At 65.7% G+C, this 16,191-nt stretch carries 14 protein-coding genes; 10 read left to right on the top strand and 4 right to left on the bottom strand.

Features of this window, described 5'->3' with window-relative positions; all coding sequences use genetic code 11:
* The first annotated feature begins 4 nt into the window (after positions 1-4).
* A complete protein-coding gene (locus tag DXK93_RS03825; protein ID WP_119449386.1) occupies positions 5-1,561 on the top strand; it encodes a DHA2 family efflux MFS transporter permease subunit in 1,557 nt (518 codons plus the stop codon).
* A 56-nt stretch (positions 1,562-1,617) separates the two neighbouring features.
* Here DXK93_RS03825 and DXK93_RS03820 read toward each other — a convergent pair whose 3' ends face one another.
* The 3 genes from DXK93_RS03820 to DXK93_RS03810 form a co-directional block, all read right to left on the bottom strand.
* Positions 1,618-2,577 (bottom strand): hypothetical protein, encoded by a 960-nt coding sequence (locus tag DXK93_RS03820; RefSeq protein ID WP_054458753.1) that lies wholly within the window; start codon positions 2,575-2,577, stop codon positions 1,618-1,620.
* 33 nt (positions 2,578-2,610) lie between these two features.
* On the bottom strand, positions 2,611-3,678 hold the full coding sequence (locus DXK93_RS03815) for a tartrate dehydrogenase (protein ID WP_054458781.1): 1,068 nt from the start codon (positions 3,676-3,678) through the stop codon (positions 2,611-2,613).
* Between the two features lie 152 nt (positions 3,679-3,830).
* Positions 3,831-5,357, bottom strand: coding sequence for a helicase HerA-like C-terminal domain-containing protein (locus tag DXK93_RS03810; RefSeq protein ID WP_054458783.1), 1,527 nt, complete (start codon positions 5,355-5,357; stop codon positions 3,831-3,833).
* 161 nt (positions 5,358-5,518) lie between these two features.
* On the opposite strand from DXK93_RS03810, the gene DXK93_RS03805 reads away from it, so the two are divergent.
* The 7 genes from DXK93_RS03805 (at position 5,519) to DXK93_RS03775 (ending at position 10,808) form a co-directional block, all read left to right on the top strand.
* Complete coding sequence (locus tag DXK93_RS03805) at positions 5,519-6,250, top strand: YebC/PmpR family DNA-binding transcriptional regulator (RefSeq protein ID WP_054458755.1); 732 nt, start codon at positions 5,519-5,521, stop codon at positions 6,248-6,250.
* Positions 6,251-6,388: 138 nt separating this feature from the next.
* A complete protein-coding gene (gene purD / locus DXK93_RS03800) occupies positions 6,389-7,696 on the top strand; it encodes a phosphoribosylamine--glycine ligase (RefSeq protein ID WP_199728271.1) in 1,308 nt (435 codons plus the stop codon).
* 12 nt (positions 7,697-7,708) lie between these two features.
* The gene (gene hemF, locus DXK93_RS03795) at positions 7,709-8,620 is read left to right on the top strand and encodes an oxygen-dependent coproporphyrinogen oxidase (protein WP_054458759.1); all 912 of its coding nucleotides are present in this window, start codon (positions 7,709-7,711) and stop codon (positions 8,618-8,620) included.
* Positions 8,617-9,204, top strand: a complete 588-nt coding sequence (nadD, locus tag DXK93_RS03790) for a nicotinate (nicotinamide) nucleotide adenylyltransferase (RefSeq protein ID WP_054458761.1) — start codon at positions 8,617-8,619, stop codon at positions 9,202-9,204. Before hemF ends, nadD begins: the two co-directional genes overlap by 4 nt.
* Positions 9,205-9,279: 75 nt before the next feature.
* Entirely contained in the window at positions 9,280-9,681 is a 402-nt protein-coding gene (gene rsfS, locus DXK93_RS03785) for a ribosome silencing factor (protein WP_013392761.1), read from the top strand.
* A 7-nt stretch (positions 9,682-9,688) separates the two neighbouring features.
* The gene (rlmH, locus tag DXK93_RS03780) at positions 9,689-10,159 is read left to right on the top strand and encodes a 23S rRNA (pseudouridine(1915)-N(3))-methyltransferase RlmH (RefSeq protein ID WP_054458762.1); all 471 of its coding nucleotides are present in this window, start codon (positions 9,689-9,691) and stop codon (positions 10,157-10,159) included.
* 34 nt (positions 10,160-10,193) lie between these two features.
* Positions 10,194-10,808, top strand: coding sequence for a nucleoside triphosphate pyrophosphatase (locus tag DXK93_RS03775; RefSeq protein ID WP_054458764.1), 615 nt, complete (start codon positions 10,194-10,196; stop codon positions 10,806-10,808).
* Positions 10,809-10,952: 144 nt separating this feature from the next.
* Here DXK93_RS03775 and DXK93_RS03770 read toward each other — a convergent pair whose 3' ends face one another.
* The gene (locus DXK93_RS03770; RefSeq protein ID WP_054458766.1) at positions 10,953-12,326 is read right to left on the bottom strand and encodes a dicarboxylate/amino acid:cation symporter; all 1,374 of its coding nucleotides are present in this window, start codon (positions 12,324-12,326) and stop codon (positions 10,953-10,955) included.
* Between the two features lie 292 nt (positions 12,327-12,618).
* Here DXK93_RS03770 and DXK93_RS03765 point away from each other — a divergent pair, with 292 nt between their 5' ends.
* Together DXK93_RS03765 and DXK93_RS03760 are read left to right on the top strand one after the other, a co-directional pair.
* Positions 12,619-14,598 carry an ATP-binding protein gene (locus tag DXK93_RS03765; protein ID WP_119449385.1) on the top strand — a complete coding sequence of 660 codons (1,980 nt, stop codon included), beginning with the start codon at positions 12,619-12,621 and terminating at the stop codon, positions 14,596-14,598.
* Positions 14,582-15,991 carry a sigma-54 dependent transcriptional regulator gene (locus DXK93_RS03760; RefSeq protein WP_233564501.1) on the top strand — a complete coding sequence of 470 codons (1,410 nt, stop codon included), beginning with the start codon at positions 14,582-14,584 and terminating at the stop codon, positions 15,989-15,991. Before DXK93_RS03765 ends, DXK93_RS03760 begins: the two co-directional genes overlap by 17 nt.
* The last annotated feature ends 200 nt before the right edge of the window (positions 15,992-16,191 follow it).

Genomic DNA, 16,191 nt, shown 5'->3' with positions numbered 1-16,191 from the left:
AGATGTGTATAAGAGACAGCCGCTGGAAGGCGCGACCCGCATCATCGGGTCCATCGCGCTGTCCACGGCGGTGTTCATGAACGTGCTGGACACGTCCATCGCGAACGTGTCCATCCCGACCATCTCCGGCGATCTGGGCGTCAGCACCAGCCAGGGCACCTGGGTCATCACGTCGTTCGCCGTGGCCAACGCGATCACAGTGCCGCTCACGGGCTGGCTCACGCAGCGCTTTGGACAGGTGCGGCTGTTCCTGATCTCCACCCTGCTGTTCGTGCTGGCGTCATGGCTGTGCGGCTTTGCGCCCTCGCTGGAAGCGCTGATCGCGTTCCGCGTGCTGCAAGGCGCGGTCGCCGGGCCCATGATTCCGCTGTCGCAAGCGCTGATGCTGGCGAGTTTCCCCAAGTCCAAGGCGGGCATGGCGCTGGCGGTCTGGTCCATGACCACGCTGGTGGCGCCCGTCGCCGGGCCCTTGCTGGGCGGCTGGATCTCCGACAACTACACCTGGCCGTGGATCTTCTACATCAACGTGCCGGTGGGCCTGCTGGCCGCCTGGATCAGCTGGCGCATCTATGGCGACCGCGAATCGGTCACGCGCAAGCTGCCGATCGACAAGGTCGGGCTGGCGCTGCTGGTGGTATGGGTAGGCGCGCTCCAGATCATGCTGGACAAGGGCAAGGAGCTGGACTGGTTCGCCAGCGGCACCATCATCGCGCTGGCCGCCACCGCGTTCGTCGCCTTCGTCTTCTTCCTGATCTGGGAGCTGACCGACGCCCACCCCGTGGTGGATCTGCGCCTGTTCAAGATCCGCAATTTCACGGTCGGCGCGCTGACGCTGGCGGTGGCCTACGGCGTCTTCTTCGGCAACGTGGTGCTGCTGCCGCTATGGCTGCAAAGCAACATGGGCTACACCGCGACCTACGCGGGGCTGGTGACCGCGCCGGTGGGCCTCCTGGCGATCCTGCTGACGCCCATCGTCGGCAAGATGCTGGCCACGCGCGATCCGCGGCAGATCGCGACGGTGGCGTTCCTGATCTTCGCGCTGGTGTGCTTCATGCGTTCCGGCTTCAACACCCAGACCGATGTCCGCACGCTGATGGTGCCGACCATCATCCAGGGCGCGGCCATGGCGACGTTCTTCGTGCCGCTTACGTCGATCACGCTGTCCAGCATCGAGCCGTGGCGCATTCCCGCGGCCTCGGGTCTGTCGAACTTCCTGCGCCTGACCGCGGGCGCGTTCGGCACGTCCATCGCCACCACCCTGTGGGAAAACCGCGCGACCATGCATCACGCGCAGCTCACCGAAGTCGCCAAGCCCGGCCAGCAGGCGTTCGACCAGACCATGGCGACGCTGCAGAACGGGCTGGGCGTGACGCATCAGCAAGCGCTGACGATGGTGGACGGACTGATCAATGCGCAAGCCTTCACGATGTCCGCGGTAGACGTGTTCTACGCCTCCGCGATCATCTTCCTGGCACTCACCGGCCTGGTCTGGTTCGCTCGTCCCCGGTCGGCCAAGGCGGGCGGCGGCGGCGCGGCCGAAGCGGCGGCCGGCGCCCACTGAGGCGCAGCGCCAGGCCCCGGACCGATCTGCGTCCGGGGCCTGGCGGCACAAGAACGCTATTCCTTCAGCAAGACCTGCCAGTCGGCGCGCTCGATGACGTCGGCCGGCAAGGCGCTGGTGGGCGACAGGTTGAACACCGAGATGCCACGAGCGCGCCATTGCGCGGCGGCGAAGCGGAATGAGGGCTCGATCAGTTGCGCGAACTTGCGCGCCAGCCTGCTGGACTGGGGCGTCTGCCCTTCATCATAGAAGCGCAAGCCGTTCTGCAGCGTCAGATCCAGCCCGTGCGCGTAGACCTTGCGCGCGCCGCTGGATACCAGCACCTGTAATGCCGCATAAGCCACGGTGTCGGCGTCGAATACGCCCAGCTCCACATTGAAGCTGAACCCCATGCCCCGTTTCGCGTCCAGCAGCTGCACGTCGGGCGAGGCTGCCGCCATGCGCTGCAGCACGGACGGCGCGGAAATGCGCTGGTAGGCGCGCTCGGAGATCAGTTCGATGATGCAGATGCGGCAGCGGATCGACTCCTGCGGCAAGCCCTGCATGATGTAGCGCAAGACCTCGGGCAAGACGTACAGGGTCAGGTCGCGCGACACGATTTCGCGCACCAGGTCGATACGCTCGCGGACGAAGTTCTGGTCGATGATGCAGTAATACTTGAACGGCAGGTCGAACTTGCGCGCCAGCATGATGGCGCCGTTCACGCCCATCGCCGCCCGGATATCCAGCCGATCATATGGAATCTGCGTGACCGACGGGCCGCTCAGGATCAGATGAACTTCCTTGTCGGCGGAATCGTATCCCTCGGCCAGCGGCGTGACCGGCTGCGACCTGCCAAAAGCTCGAAAACCGCTGATGGCGCCCGACCTGCCCCGCCAGATCCGGACGAAAGGCCATAAATGTTGATTGTGCCTCTGCGTGCGCGACCGTAGCACGCGAAACAGCTTGCGCACGAAACGGTCGGCCCGTCCGCTGCCCACCTGGGCAGCGGAGGAGGAAAAGACGGAATCGTCCATTGACTGGCCTGGGGGCCTTGCCGGCGACTTGCCTCAGCCCGCCGCGATCAGCGCGGCAATCGCGCTGCCGACGTCGGCGGTGGAGGCAGTGCCCTTCATGTCCCGGGTACGCGGACCTTCCGCCAGGACGGTTTCGATGGCCTTGACCACCGCAGCCGAAGCGTCCGGATAGCCAAGGAAGTCCAGCATCAGCGCGCCGCTCCAGATCTGGCCGATCGGGTTGGCGATGCCCTTGCCGTAGATGTCCGGCGCCGAACCATGCACCGGTTCGAACAGGGACGGGAACTTGCGTTCCGGGTTCAGGTTGGCCGAAGGCGCGATGCCGATGGTGCCCGTGCAGGCCGGTCCCAGGTCGGACAGGATGTCGCCGAACAAATTGGAAGCCACCACCACGTCGAACCAGTCGGGATGCTGCACGAAATGCGCGCACAGGATGTCGATGTGGTACTTGTCCCAGCGCACGTCCGGGTACTTCTCGCCCATCTCGGCCACGCGCTCGTCCCACCAGGGCATCGAAATGGAAATGCCATTGGACTTGGTGGCGGCGGTCAGGTGCTTGCCGCGCTTCTGCGCCAGTTCGAAGGCGAACTTGAGGACGCGGTCGGCGCCGATGCGCGTGAAGACGCTTTCCTGGATGACCACTTCGCGTTCGGTGCCCGCGAACAGGCGGCCGCCGCTGTTGGAGTATTCGCCTTCGGTGTTCTCGCGCACGATGAAGAAATCGATCTCGCCGGGCTGGCGGTCCTTCAGCGGAGAGGGCACGCCAGGCATCAGGCGCACCGGGCGCAGGTTGATGTACTGGTCGAACTCGCGGCGGAACTTGAACAGCGAGCCCCACAGCGCTTCGTGGTCAGGCACCGTGGCGGGCCAGCCGATGGAGCCGAAGAAAATCGCTTCGTGCTGGCCGATCTGCGCCTGCCAATCGTCCGGCATCATCTTGCCGTGCTTGGCGTAGTAGTCGCAGCTCCAGTCGAAATGGTCCCACTGAAAATCGATGCCGAATCGCGTCGCGACCGCGTCCAGCACCTTCAAGCCCTCAGGCACGACTTCCTTGCCGATGCCGTCTCCAGGAATCACCGCAATCTTGTGTTTCTTTGCCACCACGTCTTCCTTTGTTTTCCTTGGATGCACTATGCGCGCCGCGGGTCTGAGCGGCCACGCGCAGCCTCCATATCATTGCACGGAAATGTTACTCGATACGGCCCCGAATCGGACGCGCCAGCCACTGCTGGCAGGCACGCAGGATCAGGATTTCAACGCCGGCCTTTCGAGCCCAGCAAGGAGCCCAAAATGCCCCGGGTCAGTTCACGCGCGATCGACCGGACCGTGCTCTTGGCCATGGTCTGCACCACGCCGTCGCGCTTGCCGCCGCGCGGCCCCGTCGACCCGAACAGAACCTCGTTCAGGCTGTCCATGAGGCCGCCACCCGATTCCTCGGCAGCGCCCTTGCCTGCGGGCTGCGCGGAACCGTTCCCGGCCGCGCCGGCCTGGTCCGCCGGCTTGGCCGCACGCCCGGCCAGCACTTCATAGGCGGACTCGCGGTCTATGGATTTCTCATACTTCGACGCCAGCGGACTGCCCTGGCGCAACGCCTGCCGCTCCGCGTCGGTCGCCGGGCCGATCCGGCTGGCCGGCGGCACGATGTAGGCGCGTTCGGTCGGCATTGGCCGCCCCTTGGGATCCAGCAAGGAAACCAGCGCCTCGCCCACGCCCAGCTCGGTGATGGCGGCCTCGATGTCCAGCCCCGGATTGGGACGCATCGTCTGGGCCGCCGTCTTCACGGCCTTCTGGTCGCGCGGCGTGAATGCCCGCAAGGCGTGCTGGACGCGGTTGCCCAATTGGCCCAGTACGGTGTCGGGGATGTCCAGCGGGTTCTGCGTCACGAAATAGACGCCCACGCCCTTGGAGCGGACCAGGCGCACCACCTGCTCGATCTTGTTCAGCAGAGCGGCGGGCGCATCGTTGAACAGCAGGTGGGCCTCATCGAAGAAAAACACCAGCTTGGGCTGGTCCATGTCGCCGACTTCGGGCAGCTTCTCGTACAGGTCCGCCAGCAGCCACAACAGGAAAATTGCATACAGGCGCGGCGCCTGCATCAGCTTGTCCGCGGCCAGCACGTTGACCATGCCGCGGCCCTGCGCATCCGTGCGCATCAGGTCGGCCACGTCGAGCATGGGTTCGCCGAAGAATTTCTCCGCACCCTGCGATTCCAGCGCCAGCAAGCCGCGCTGAATGGCGCCGATGCTGGCTGAAGACACATTCCCGTAACGTGTCTTCAGCTCCGAAGCGCGGTCGGCGACGTTCTGCAGCATGGCGCGCAGATCCTTCAGGTCCAGCAGCAACTGGCCCTCGTCGTCGGCGACCTTGAAGACCAGCGTCAGCACGCCTTCCTGCGTGTCGTTCAATTCCAGGATGCGGGACAGCAGCAGCGGCCCCATGTCCGACACCGTGGCGCGCACCGGCAACCCCTGCTCGCCGAACACGTCCCACAGGGTGACGGGGCTGGCCGCCCAGGCCGGTTCGTTCAGGCCCAGGTTCTTCAGGCGTTCCAGCAGCTTGGGAGTCGCGGCGCCGGCCTGGGAAATGCCGGTCAGGTCGCCCTTGACGTCGGCCATGAACACCGGCGTGCCGATACGGGAGAAGGATTCGGCCAAAACCTGCAAGGTGACGGTCTTGCCGGTGCCCGTGGCCCCCGTGATGCAGCCGTGGCGGTTTGCCAGGGCGGGGAGCAGCGCCAATTCGGTCTGTGCATTCTTGGCGATGACGATGGGGTTGGGCATGTGCAGCTCTCCGGACCAGGGAATCAGATGGATGCCCAAGTGTAGAGCCTGCCGCGCCGCTTGTGCGCGTGGCAATATGGACACATGCGGTCCGCCCCCGGGCGCGCCGGGCGCTGGCACGGTAAAATGCCATTTTTGCAGACAAATTACCCTGGGAAGCCATGGCCGGACACAGCAAATGGGCCAATATTCAGCACCGCAAAGGGCGCCAAGACGCCAAGCGCGGAAAGCTCTGGACCAAGATCATTCGTGAAATCACCGTGGCGGCGCGTGCCGGCGGCCCTGACCCGGACAGCAACCCGCGCCTGCGCATGGCCTGGGACAAGGCCACCGACGCCAATATGCCCAAGGACAACATCCAGCGCGCCATCCAGCGCGGCGCGGGCGGCGCCGACGGCGAGGCCTACGAAGAAGTCCGCTACGAAGGCTATGGCATCGGCGGCGCAGCCGTCATCGTCGACTGCATGACAGACAACCGCACCCGCACCGTCGCCGAAGTGCGCCACGCCTTCGCCAAGAACGGCGGCAACCTGGGCCAGGAAGGCTCGGTCGCCTTCATGTTCAAGCATTGCGGCCAATTCGTCTTCGCCCCCGGAACCTCGGAAGACAAGGTCATGGAAACCGCCCTCGAAGCCGGCGCGGAAGACGTGACGACCGACGAGGAAGGCGTGATCGAAGTGGTCTGCGCCCCGGCTGACTACGCCGCCGTGCGCGGCGCCTTCGACGCCGCCGGCCTGAAGGCCGAAGTGGACGGCATCGTCATGAAAGCCCTGAACGAGACCGAACTCGCCGGGGAAGACGCCATCAAGATGCAGAAACTGCTCGACGCCCTGGAAGGCCTGGACGACGTGCAGGAAGTCTATACGAACGTCGTTTTCGACGAAGCGCAGTAACTCCATTACCCCGGCGCCGGGCGGGCCTTGCCTGCCCGGCGCCACGCTGTCACCGGATCCGGGTCCGCCTGGATCCTGGCCTACTCCACGGGCTGGCGCCTTGCGGCGCTCGACTGGCAACCTAAAGAACCTCGCAACATGAAACTCCTGGTAATTGGCTCTGGCGGCCGAGAACACGCCCTCGCCTGGCGGCTGGCCCGCTCCCCGCGCGTCCACAAGGTATACGTCGCTCCCGGCAACGGCGGCACGCAACGCGCCGAACAGATCGAGAACGTCCCGTTCACCAATGCCGAGGAATTGGCCGATTTCGTGCAACGCGAAGGCGTCGCCCTGACCGTCGTCGGCCCTGAAGCCCCCCTGGCCGCTGGCGTCGTCGACGTGTTCCGCGCCCGCGGCCTGAAGATCTTCGGCCCCACCAAGGCCGCAGCGCAGCTGGAAAGCTCGAAGGACTACGCCAAGGCCTTCATGGTCCGGCACAACATCCCGACCGCCCGCTACGAAACCTTCACCGATCCGGCCAAGGCGCACGCCTACATCGACCAGGAAGGCGCTCCCATCGTGATCAAGGCCGATGGCCTGGCCGCCGGCAAGGGCGTGGTGGTCGCCGCCACGCTGGAAGAGGCGCATGCCGCCGTGGACGCCATGCTGGGCGACGGCTCCATGGGCGCCGCCGGCGCGCGCGTCGTCATCGAGGAATGCCTGGTGGGCGAAGAAGCCAGCTTCATCGTCATGTGCGACGGCCGCAATGTGCTGGCCCTGGCCACCAGCCAGGACCACAAGCGCCTGCAGGACGGCGACCAGGGTCCCAATACCGGCGGCATGGGCGCGTATTCGCCCGCGCCCATCGTCACCCCGGAACTGCACCACCGCATCATGCGCGAAATCATCCTGCCGACCGTGCAGGGCATGACGCGCGATGGCATCCCGTACACGGGCTTCCTGTACGCCGGCCTGATGATCGCCCCGGGCGACGACCCCGACCGCGAGATCAAGACCCTGGAATTCAACTGCCGCATGGGCGATCCTGAAACCCAGCCCATCATGATGCGCGTCAAGAGCGACCTGCTGGACGCCCTGGAGCATGCCGTCGACGGCACGCTCGACCAGGCCGACATCCCCTGGGACCGCCGCACCGCCCTGGGCGCCGTGCTGGCCGCGCACAACTACCCCAACACGCCGCGCACCGGCGACGTCATCCGCGGCCTGCCCGCCGACGCCGAGGACTGCATGGTGTTCCACGCCGCCACCAAGCTCGACGGCGACGAAGTCAAGACCACCGGCGGCCGCGTGCTGTGCGTCACGGCGCTGGGCGACTCCGTCAAGATGGCCCGCGACCGCGTCTACGAAGCGATCGACGGCATCCACTTCGACGGCCGCCAGTATCGCAGCGACATCGGCTGGCGCGCGCTCAAGCCTTCGCAGCAGAAGTCCAAGCCCAACGCCTAGCCGGAACCGTCGATGAACGCCTTGCCCGTCTCTTCCGTCCGGGACTACCTCACCGGCTTGCAGGCCCGCATCGTCGGCGCCCTGGAAGCCGCCGAGGGCGCGGCCTTCCGTACCGACGAATGGGTCCGCCCCGAGGGCGGCGGCGGGCTGTCGCGCCTGCTGGAAGGCGGCTCGCTGTTCGAACGGGCCGGCGTGCTGTTCAGCCATGTCCAGGGCAGCAAGCTGCCGCCCTCGGCCAGCGCGCACCGCCCGGAACTGGCCGGCCGGTCCTGGGAAGCCATGGGCGTGTCCATGGTGCTGCACCCGCGCAATCCCTACGTGCCCACCACGCACATGAACGTGCGCATGTTCCTGGCGGCAGCCCGGCCCGGCCACGACGAGGCCGACGTCTTCTGGTTCGGCGGCGGCATCGACCTGACGCCCTACTATCCCTACGAGGAAGACGCCCGCCATTTCCACGCCACCTGCCGCGATGCCCTGGCCGGCCATGGCGCCGACTACTACCCGCGCTACAAGCGCTGGTGCGACGAGTACTTCTTCCTAAAACACCGCAATGAAACGCGCGGCGTGGGCGGCATCTTCTATGACGACCTGAACGCTCCCGGCTTTGACGCCTCGTTCGCGCTGACCCGATCGGTGGGCGACGCCTTCCTGCCGGCCTACATGCCGATCGTGGAACGCCGCCGCGACCAGGCCTACGGCGAGCGCGAGCGCGATTTCCAGGCCTACCGCCGCGGCCGCTATGTGGAATTCAACCTGGTCTTCGACCGCGGCACGCTGTTCGGCCTGCAGTCCGGCGGACGTACCGAGTCGATCCTGCTGTCCATGCCGCCGCTGGCGCAGTGGCGCTACGACTGGCAGCCCGAGGCAGGCACGCCCGAGGCCGAATTGGCCGCCTACCTCAAACCGCGGGACTGGGTTTGAAGCGCATCGGCCTGCTGGGCGGCAGTTTCGACCCCGTCCACGTCGCGCACATCGCCCTGGCGCAGAACGCCTTGCAGACGTTGGGCCTGGCCGAGGTGCAGCTCATCCCCGCGGCCAATCCCTGGCAACGCGCAGCGTTGCACGCCACGGCCGAACAACGCCGCGACATGCTGCAACTGGCCATCGCCGGCCATGCGGGCCTGGTGGTCAATCCCATCGAAATCGACCGCGGCGGCGCGACCTACACCATCGACACGCTGCGCGCCCTGCCCCAGGACGCGCGCTACGTCTGGCTGCTGGGCACCGACCAGTTGGCGAATTTCTGTACCTGGCGCGACTGGCAGGACATCGCCAGCCTGGTGGACCTGGCCGTGGCCACCCGCCCGGGCACGGCGCTCAGCGCCCCGCCGGCGCTGGCCGAACACCTGCGCGGCCAGGGACGCGAACTGCAGGAACTGCCTTTTGCTCCCATGCCGGTTTCGGCCTCGCAGATCCGCCAGCGCCTGGCGCAAGGCGAATCCACCGAAGGCCTGCTTGCCGCTCCGGTGGCCGCGTATATTGCGGCGCACCATCTTTACCGATAAACCTACACCCGCGGTGCGCTGAAAGCGCCACGGGGCCAGCATCCGCTGTCCGCCCGCGGGTTATATTTACTGACTATGGATATACAAAAACTCCAACGCGCCGTCATCGACGCCCTCGAAGACGTCAAGGCGCAAGACATCAAGGTCTACAACACCACGCATCTGACCAGCCTGTTCGATCGCGTCGTGATTGCAAGCGCCACCTCCAACCGCCAGACCCGCGCCCTCGCTTCCAGCGTGGCGGATCGCGGCCGTGCGCTCGATCTCTCCGGCATCACCATCGAAGGCGAAGACACGGGCGAATGGGTCGTGGTCGACCTGGGCGACGTGGTCGTGCACATCATGCAGCCCGCCATCCGCCAGTACTACAACCTGGAAGAGATCTGGGGCGGCAAGCCGGTGCGCGTGAAACTCCTGCCCGAGTCCACCCGCCCCGCGCCGGTCGCCAACGACGGCGCGCACGACGCCGAGTACTGAGCGCGCCGTGAAGCTGATCGTCGTGGCCGTGGGCACGCGCATGCCGGACTGGGTGCAAACCGCCTGGGACGACTACGCCAAGCGCCTGCCGGCCGACTGCGCGCTGGAACTGCGCGAAATCAAGCCTGAACCCCGCACCACCGGCAAGACGCCCGCCCAGATGATGGCGGCGGAAGCCAAGCGGATCGAAGCCGCCCTGCCCGCCAGCGTCTTGCGCCTGGCGCTGGACGAACGCGGACGCGACCTCACCACCATGGCGTTGTCGCAGAAGCTGGAACAATGGCGCGCCGGCGGTCAGGATGTTGCTTTTCTCGTCGGCGGCCCGGACGGGCTGGATGCCGACCTGAAGGCATCCTGTTCCGGCCAATTGCGCCTGTCCTCGCTGACGCTTCCGCACCCCATGGTGCGCGTGGTGCTGGCCGAACAGCTCTACCGGGCCTGGGCCATCATGACCAATCATCCCTACCACCGCGCCTGACCGCTGGCCGGGCCGGCGCCCATCCTGCTGACGCATGACCGACACCGCAACCTCCGCGCGCCTCTACCTTGCCTCCGCCAGTCCCCGGCGGCGCGAGCTGCTGACCCAGGTCGGCCTGGCCCACGAAGTCCTGCTCGTACCCGCCCCGCCGGGCGAGGACGAACCCCAACATCCCGGCGAAAGCGCCGCCGACTATGTCCAGCGCACTGCGCGCGACAAGGCCCTGCGCGGACGCGACTGGATGCTCAGCCAGGACCTGCCGCAACTGCCGCTGCTGGCCGCCGACACCACGGTTATCCTGGCGGGCGCAGTACTGGGCAAACCGGCCGACCGCGACGACGCCATGCGCATTCTGCGCGCGCTGTCCGGCTCCGCCCACGAAGTACACACCGCCGTCGCCGTCTGGACTGGAAACCAGTTGCTGGAGGCCGTGTCCATCACCGAGGTCCGCATGCGCGCGCTGACGGATGAGGAACTCGGCCGCTACTGCGACAGCGGCGAGCCCTACGGCAAGGCGGGCGCCTATGGCATCCAGGGCCTGGCGGGCACGTTCGTTTCGCATATCGCCGGCAGCTATACGGGCGTGATGGGCCTGCCCTTGTTCGAAACTGCAAACCTGTTGCGCGCGGCAGGGATACAGGTGCCCTGAAAACCGCGGCCTCCGGTCGAAAAAAATCCCCCGAGACCGTCGAGGTCCGGGGGATTTTTTTCCGGCGGGCAGTCCTTCTTGCCGGGGCTTACAGCTGCATCAATAGTTGCGGCCGCCTGCAGGCAGCCGCGGATCTACGCTGTTTCAGCCATGCTGCAGCGGCTGGCCCATGGGTACGCCGCCAGCCCTCGGCGCTTCCTGAACCGGAGGCGCGGCAGGCACGGGCGCGGGCTGAAGCTCGCCCTCGAGCGCGGCATGCAGCTGCTCCTTATCCAGCTCCCCTTCCCAGCGCGCCACCACCACGGCGGCAGTCGCGTTGCCGACCAGGTTGGTCAGCGCGCGGCATTCCGACATGAAGCGGTCCACGCCCAGGATCAGCGCCATGCCGGCGACCGGGACGGAAGGCACCACCGACAGGGTTGCGGCCAGGGTGATGAAGCCTGCCCCGGTCACGCCCGCCGCGCCCTTGGAGCTCAGCATCGCCACCAGCAGCAGCAGGATCTGGTCGCCCAGCGACAGCGGAATATCGCAAGCCTGCGCGATGAACAGCGCCGCCATCGTCATGTAGATGTTGGTGCCGTCCAGGTTGAACGAGTAGCCGGTGGGCACGACCAACCCGACCACCGACTTCGAGCAGCCGGCGCGTTCCATCTTCTGCATCAGCGTGGGCAACGCGGCTTCGGACGAACTGGTGCCCAGCACCAGCAGCAGCTCTTCGCGGATGTAGCGCACCAGCTTCAGGATCGAAAAGCCGTTGTAGCGCGCCACCAGGCCCAGCACCACGACCACGAACAGCACCGAGGTTGCGTAAAACGTACCCACCAGCATCGCCAGGTTGATGACGGACTTGATGCCGTACTTGCCGATGGTGAAGGCCATCGCGCCAAACGCGCCGATGGGCGCGGCCTTCATCAGGATGGCGACCAGCTTGAAGACGGGCTGTGCCAGGGCAGTCATGAAGTTCAGTATCGGCTGGCCGCGTTCACCCACCATGGCCAGCGAAATGCCGAACAACACCGCCACGAACAGCACCTGGAGAATGTCGCCGCCCACGAACGGACTGAAGATCGTGGTCGGGATCACGTTCATCAGGAAGCCCGTGATGGTCGAGTCATGCGCCTTGGCCACGTAGCCCGAGACCGCCTTCTCGTCCAGCGTCTTGGGGTCGATGTGCATGCCGGCGCCCGGCTGGACGATATGGCTGACGATCATGCCTACGATCAACGCAAGCGTGGAGAACACCAGGAAGTACAGCATGGCCTTGCCCGCCACGCGGCCGACCTTCTTCAGGTCGCTCATCGCAGCGATGCCGGTGGCCACGGTCAGGAAGATCACCGGCGCGATGATCATCTTCACCAGCTTGATGAAGGCGTCGCCCAGCGGTTGCATCTGCTGGCCGAGCTCGGGCTTGAACGCGCCCAGCAGCACGCCCACCACGATGGCGAAAATCACCTGCACATAGAGGATTTGATAGAACTTGAGCTTGCGCGCGGGCGCGACTTGATCCACGTCGATCATTGGGATTGTCCCCACCAAGGCCCCTTGCTCCGGGCGGTTCAGCGCGGGCGTTGGGGCGTTATCTGTTTTCTGGCAAGCGCGTATCGCCGCAAGCCGATTTCACCCCGCAGGCAACGCCGCCGGGCTTGGCTTTACTAATGCAAGAGGCGTGCCAACATCGGCAGACCTTCCTCTTGCGCTCCAAGCCCTTGATCAAAAAAGGAATTTTTCTTCTCTCAGCGCACTGCCCCGACCTTTATTGGCGGAATTTCACACAAGAAAGAGATAGAATGTGCGAAAAACCGCACAACCCATGTCGACCCACTCCTCTCCCCGCGATGCCCGACCCGGCGTGGACCAGGCCAGAAAGCCGCGGCGCCCACGGAACACGCCTGTCTGGCCTTGGCCCTGGAAGGCCATCGCCATCCTGCTGGGTGTCGCGTTCGTCTATGGCGTACTGCACGCCGCCACGCTCTGGGCGCGCGACGGCGCGCTGAAGAATGCCGGGGAGCAGGCACGTGTGGCAGCCCAGCTCAACGCGGCATTGCTGCGCAACAACCTGGACAAATTCAGGGCGCTGCCCTTTGTCCTGACGCGCGATGTCGACGTGCGCGCGGCGCTGCAGGGAGGCTCGCACGTGCAGATCGAATCCCTGGACGACAAGCTCGATACGTTGAGCCGCGGCGTCGGCGCATCCGCCATCTATGTGCTGGACAAGAAGGGCCTTGCGATCGCTGCCAGCAACTGGCGTGAACCCGCCACGTTTGTCGGCGTGGACTACCAGTTTCGGCCCTATTTCCAGGGATCGGTAGCCCATGGCTCGGCCGAACACTTCGCTTTGGGCACGATCAGCCACGAAGCCGGGCTGTACTTGTCGCGACGCGTGGATGACGTCAACGGCGCCATGCTGGGCGTGGTCGTGCTGAAAGTGGATTTCCGGGACCTGGAGGCCGACTGGCGCCAATCGGTTTCGCCCATTTTCGTCACGGACGAGCATGGCGTAGTGCTATTGGGCAGTATCTCCGACTGGCGTTTCGATGTGCTGGCTCCGCTCACCCCAGACTTGGCCCGGGCCTTGCGCAGCAGCCTGCAATTCGGCGACGCGCCCTTTTTCCCGCTACCCTTGCGGCCGCAGCTACAAGCCATCAGCCACGGCCAGCTGGTGCGCGCCGACGTAACCCTGCCACAGATCCCCGCAGGCGCGCCGCTGGTGCACACGACGTTACCCATTGTCGAGTCCCCAGGTTGGACACTGCATCTGTTGTCGCCCGTGCAGACGGCCATCAACCAGGCTACCGCAAACGCCCAGCTGGGCGCGCTGCTTGCGCAGTGCGCGCTAGCCGCCTTGGTCGGCATCGTTCTCTTTCGCCGCCACCGCAACCGTGAGCGTGCCGAGCAGCAGGCCGCCATCCACGAACAGCTGGCCTCGCTGGTCGATGAACGCACGGCTCAGCTGCTGCAAGTCAACGAACAACTGGTCGATGAGATGGACGAGCGCCAACGCACCGCCGCCCGTTTGCACACCATGCAAGAAGAACTGGTCCAGGCCAGCAAGCTCGCCCTGCTGGGACAGGTGGCAGCCGGCGTGGCGCACGAGATCAACCAGCCTGTCGCGGCCATACGCGCCTATGCGGACAACGCCGCCGAGTTCCTGCGCAGGCAAGATGAAGGCTCGGCGCAGGAAAACCTGGGTACCATCGCCGCGTTGACGGAGCGGATCGGCCACATCACCGGAGAATTGCGCGCCTTTTCGCGCAAGGCCGACACGTCCATCGGTCCCGCGAACCTGAAGGATTGTCTGGAGGGCGCGCTGTTGCTGGTTGCGCCGCGCGCGCGGCGCCAGGGCATCGTCCTGCAACGTCCGCCCGCGGGTCAGAATTACCGGGTGCTGGCCAATCGCATACGGCTGGAACAGGTGCTGGTGAATCTGCTGCAAAACGCGATGGAAGCGCTGGAAGGCCGGCCCGACGGCCGCATCGTCGTGGCGCTGCAGGACCTGGGCGCGACCGTGCAGGTCTACGTCAGCGACAACGGTCCCGGCCTGTCGGCCGAGGCGCGGGCGCACCTGTTTACTCCCTTCTATACGACCAAGGCCGAAGGACTCGGACTGGGGCTGGTCATCTGCCGCGACATCGTCACCGAATTCGGTGGCGACCTGATCGCCGCCGGCCCGGCCGATCCCGTCTTTCCCGCTCCGCATGCCCCGGGCTGCGGAGCCATGTTCATCCTGACGTTGCGCAAGGCGTCTGGCCAGCAACACGCTACCGAGCTACACCATGAACCGCGCTCCTGAATTTCCGCCAGCCGCGCCGGCATCCATTGACGACAGCCAGCGCCAGCCGTTTTTGCCGCGTGCGGTTTTCATCGACGACGACGACGAACTGCTGCGCGCCAATACGCAGACGCTGAAGCTGCACGGCATCGCCGTGGACGCGCATGCCAGCGCACGCTCTGCCCTGCCCACACTAACGCGCGATTTCGACGGCGTGGTCGTCAGCGATATACGCATGCCCGACATGGACGGCCTGCAACTCTTCCAGCGCTTGCGGGACATAGACCCCGACATCCCCGTCATTCTGATCACCGGCCATGGCGACATCGCCACGGCCGTGCAATGTATGCGCGACGGCGCCTATGACTTCCTGGCCAAACCCTATGCCGCCGACAGGCTGATCACCGCCATCATGCACGCCGCGGAAAAGCGCCATCTCGTGCTGGAAAACCGCCGGCTGCGCGAAGCCGCATTCGCCGTCCAGGCCGACGAGGTGCCTTTCATCGGCACGACGCCGGCCATGCAGCGCATCAAGCAAACGCTGCGGCATATCGCGGATGCCGACGTGGATGTACTGGTCGAAGGCGAGACCGGAACCGGCAAGGAAGTCGTTGCCACCGCCTTGCATCGCCTGAGCCGCCGCAGGCACCGCGCGCTGGTCGCGATCAACTGCGGCGCCCTGCCTGAAAGCGTCATCGAAAGCGAGCTCTTCGGCCACGAGCCCGGCGCCTTCACCGGCGCCCAAAAGAAGCGTATCGGCCGGATCGAGCATGCCAGCGGCGGTACGCTATTCCTGGACGAGATCGAGAGCATGCCGCTGGCGGTGCAGGTCAAGCTGCTGCGCGTGCTCGAATCTCGCCAGATCACTCCTCTGGGCAGCAACGAAGTGCGCAATCTGGACCTGCGCGTGGTCGCCGCCACCAAGGAAGACCTGGGCAGTCCAGCCATACGCGCCAAGTTTCGCGAAGACCTGTTCTACCGCCTCAATGTGGTCACCATCCGGATTCCGCCGCTGCGTGAACGCCGCGAGGACATTCCGCTGCTGTTCGCCCACTACCTCGGCCACGCATCGCGCCGCTTCCAGCGCGATATCCCGGAAATGCCGGCGTCCATCAAACAACACCTCATGACGCACGACTGGCCCGGCAACGTGCGTGAACTTGCGCATTTCGCCGAGCGGGTCGTGCTTGGCGTGCTGAATATCCCTGCCCCGCCAACCGCCGTGGCCCAGGACGCCGCGTCAAGCCTGCCGGAACGGATGGAGCGCTTCGAAGCGCAGGTCATCCGCGAGGCACTCCAGGCGCACCAAGGCGACATCAAGGCCACCCTGGAGTCCCTGGGCATTCCGCGCAAGACCTTCTATGACAAGCTGCAGCGCCACGGCATAGACCGCCAGCAATACACGCAGCAGTAGGCCGTTCAGCGCCCAGATTGCCGGCAGTAAAACAAAACCCCTCGCAGGATATTCCTGCGAGGGGTTTTTCATTGGGACTGCGGCTGGTGGTATCGCACGAGAGATCCCGAGCGCAATACATTCGGTCGCCACAAAGACAAAACCCCACAGGGGTTACCTGTGGGGTTCTGCGGAATAAAAGCTTGACGATGACCTACTTT

It is taken from the genome of Achromobacter sp. K91 (assembly GCF_003576205.1).
Classification (GTDB): Bacteria; Pseudomonadota; Gammaproteobacteria; order Burkholderiales; family Burkholderiaceae_B; genus Achromobacter; species Achromobacter aegrifaciens.
Note: the sequence above shows the minus strand (reverse complement) of the source record. Positions and strands in the feature narration are given on the sequence as shown.

Bases quoted from the DNA above. Each gene is read 5' to 3' on its own strand.
- DXK93_RS03820 (WP_054458753.1), bottom strand. From the start codon at position 2,577: ATGGACGATTCCGTCTTTTCCTCCTCCGCTGCCCAGGTGGGCAGCGGA.
- DXK93_RS03810 (WP_054458783.1), bottom strand. From the start codon at position 5,357: ATGCCCAACCCCATCGTCATCGCCAAGAATGCACAGACCGAATTGGCG.
- DXK93_RS03805 (WP_054458755.1), top strand. From the start codon at position 5,519: ATGGCCGGACACAGCAAATGGGCCAATATTCAGCACCGCAAAGGGCGC.
- purD (WP_199728271.1), top strand. From the start codon at position 6,389: ATGAAACTCCTGGTAATTGGCTCTGGCGGCCGAGAACACGCCCTCGCC.
- hemF (WP_054458759.1), top strand. From the start codon at position 7,709: ATGAACGCCTTGCCCGTCTCTTCCGTCCGGGACTACCTCACCGGCTTG.
- rsfS (WP_013392761.1), top strand. From the start codon at position 9,280: ATGGATATACAAAAACTCCAACGCGCCGTCATCGACGCCCTCGAAGAC.
- DXK93_RS03775 (WP_054458764.1), top strand. From the start codon at position 10,194: ATGACCGACACCGCAACCTCCGCGCGCCTCTACCTTGCCTCCGCCAGT.
- DXK93_RS03770 (WP_054458766.1), bottom strand. From the start codon at position 12,326: ATGATCGACGTGGATCAAGTCGCGCCCGCGCGCAAGCTCAAGTTCTAT.
- DXK93_RS03765 (WP_119449385.1), top strand. From the start codon at position 12,619: ATGTCGACCCACTCCTCTCCCCGCGATGCCCGACCCGGCGTGGACCAG.
- DXK93_RS03760 (WP_233564501.1), top strand. From the start codon at position 14,582: ATGAACCGCGCTCCTGAATTTCCGCCAGCCGCGCCGGCATCCATTGAC.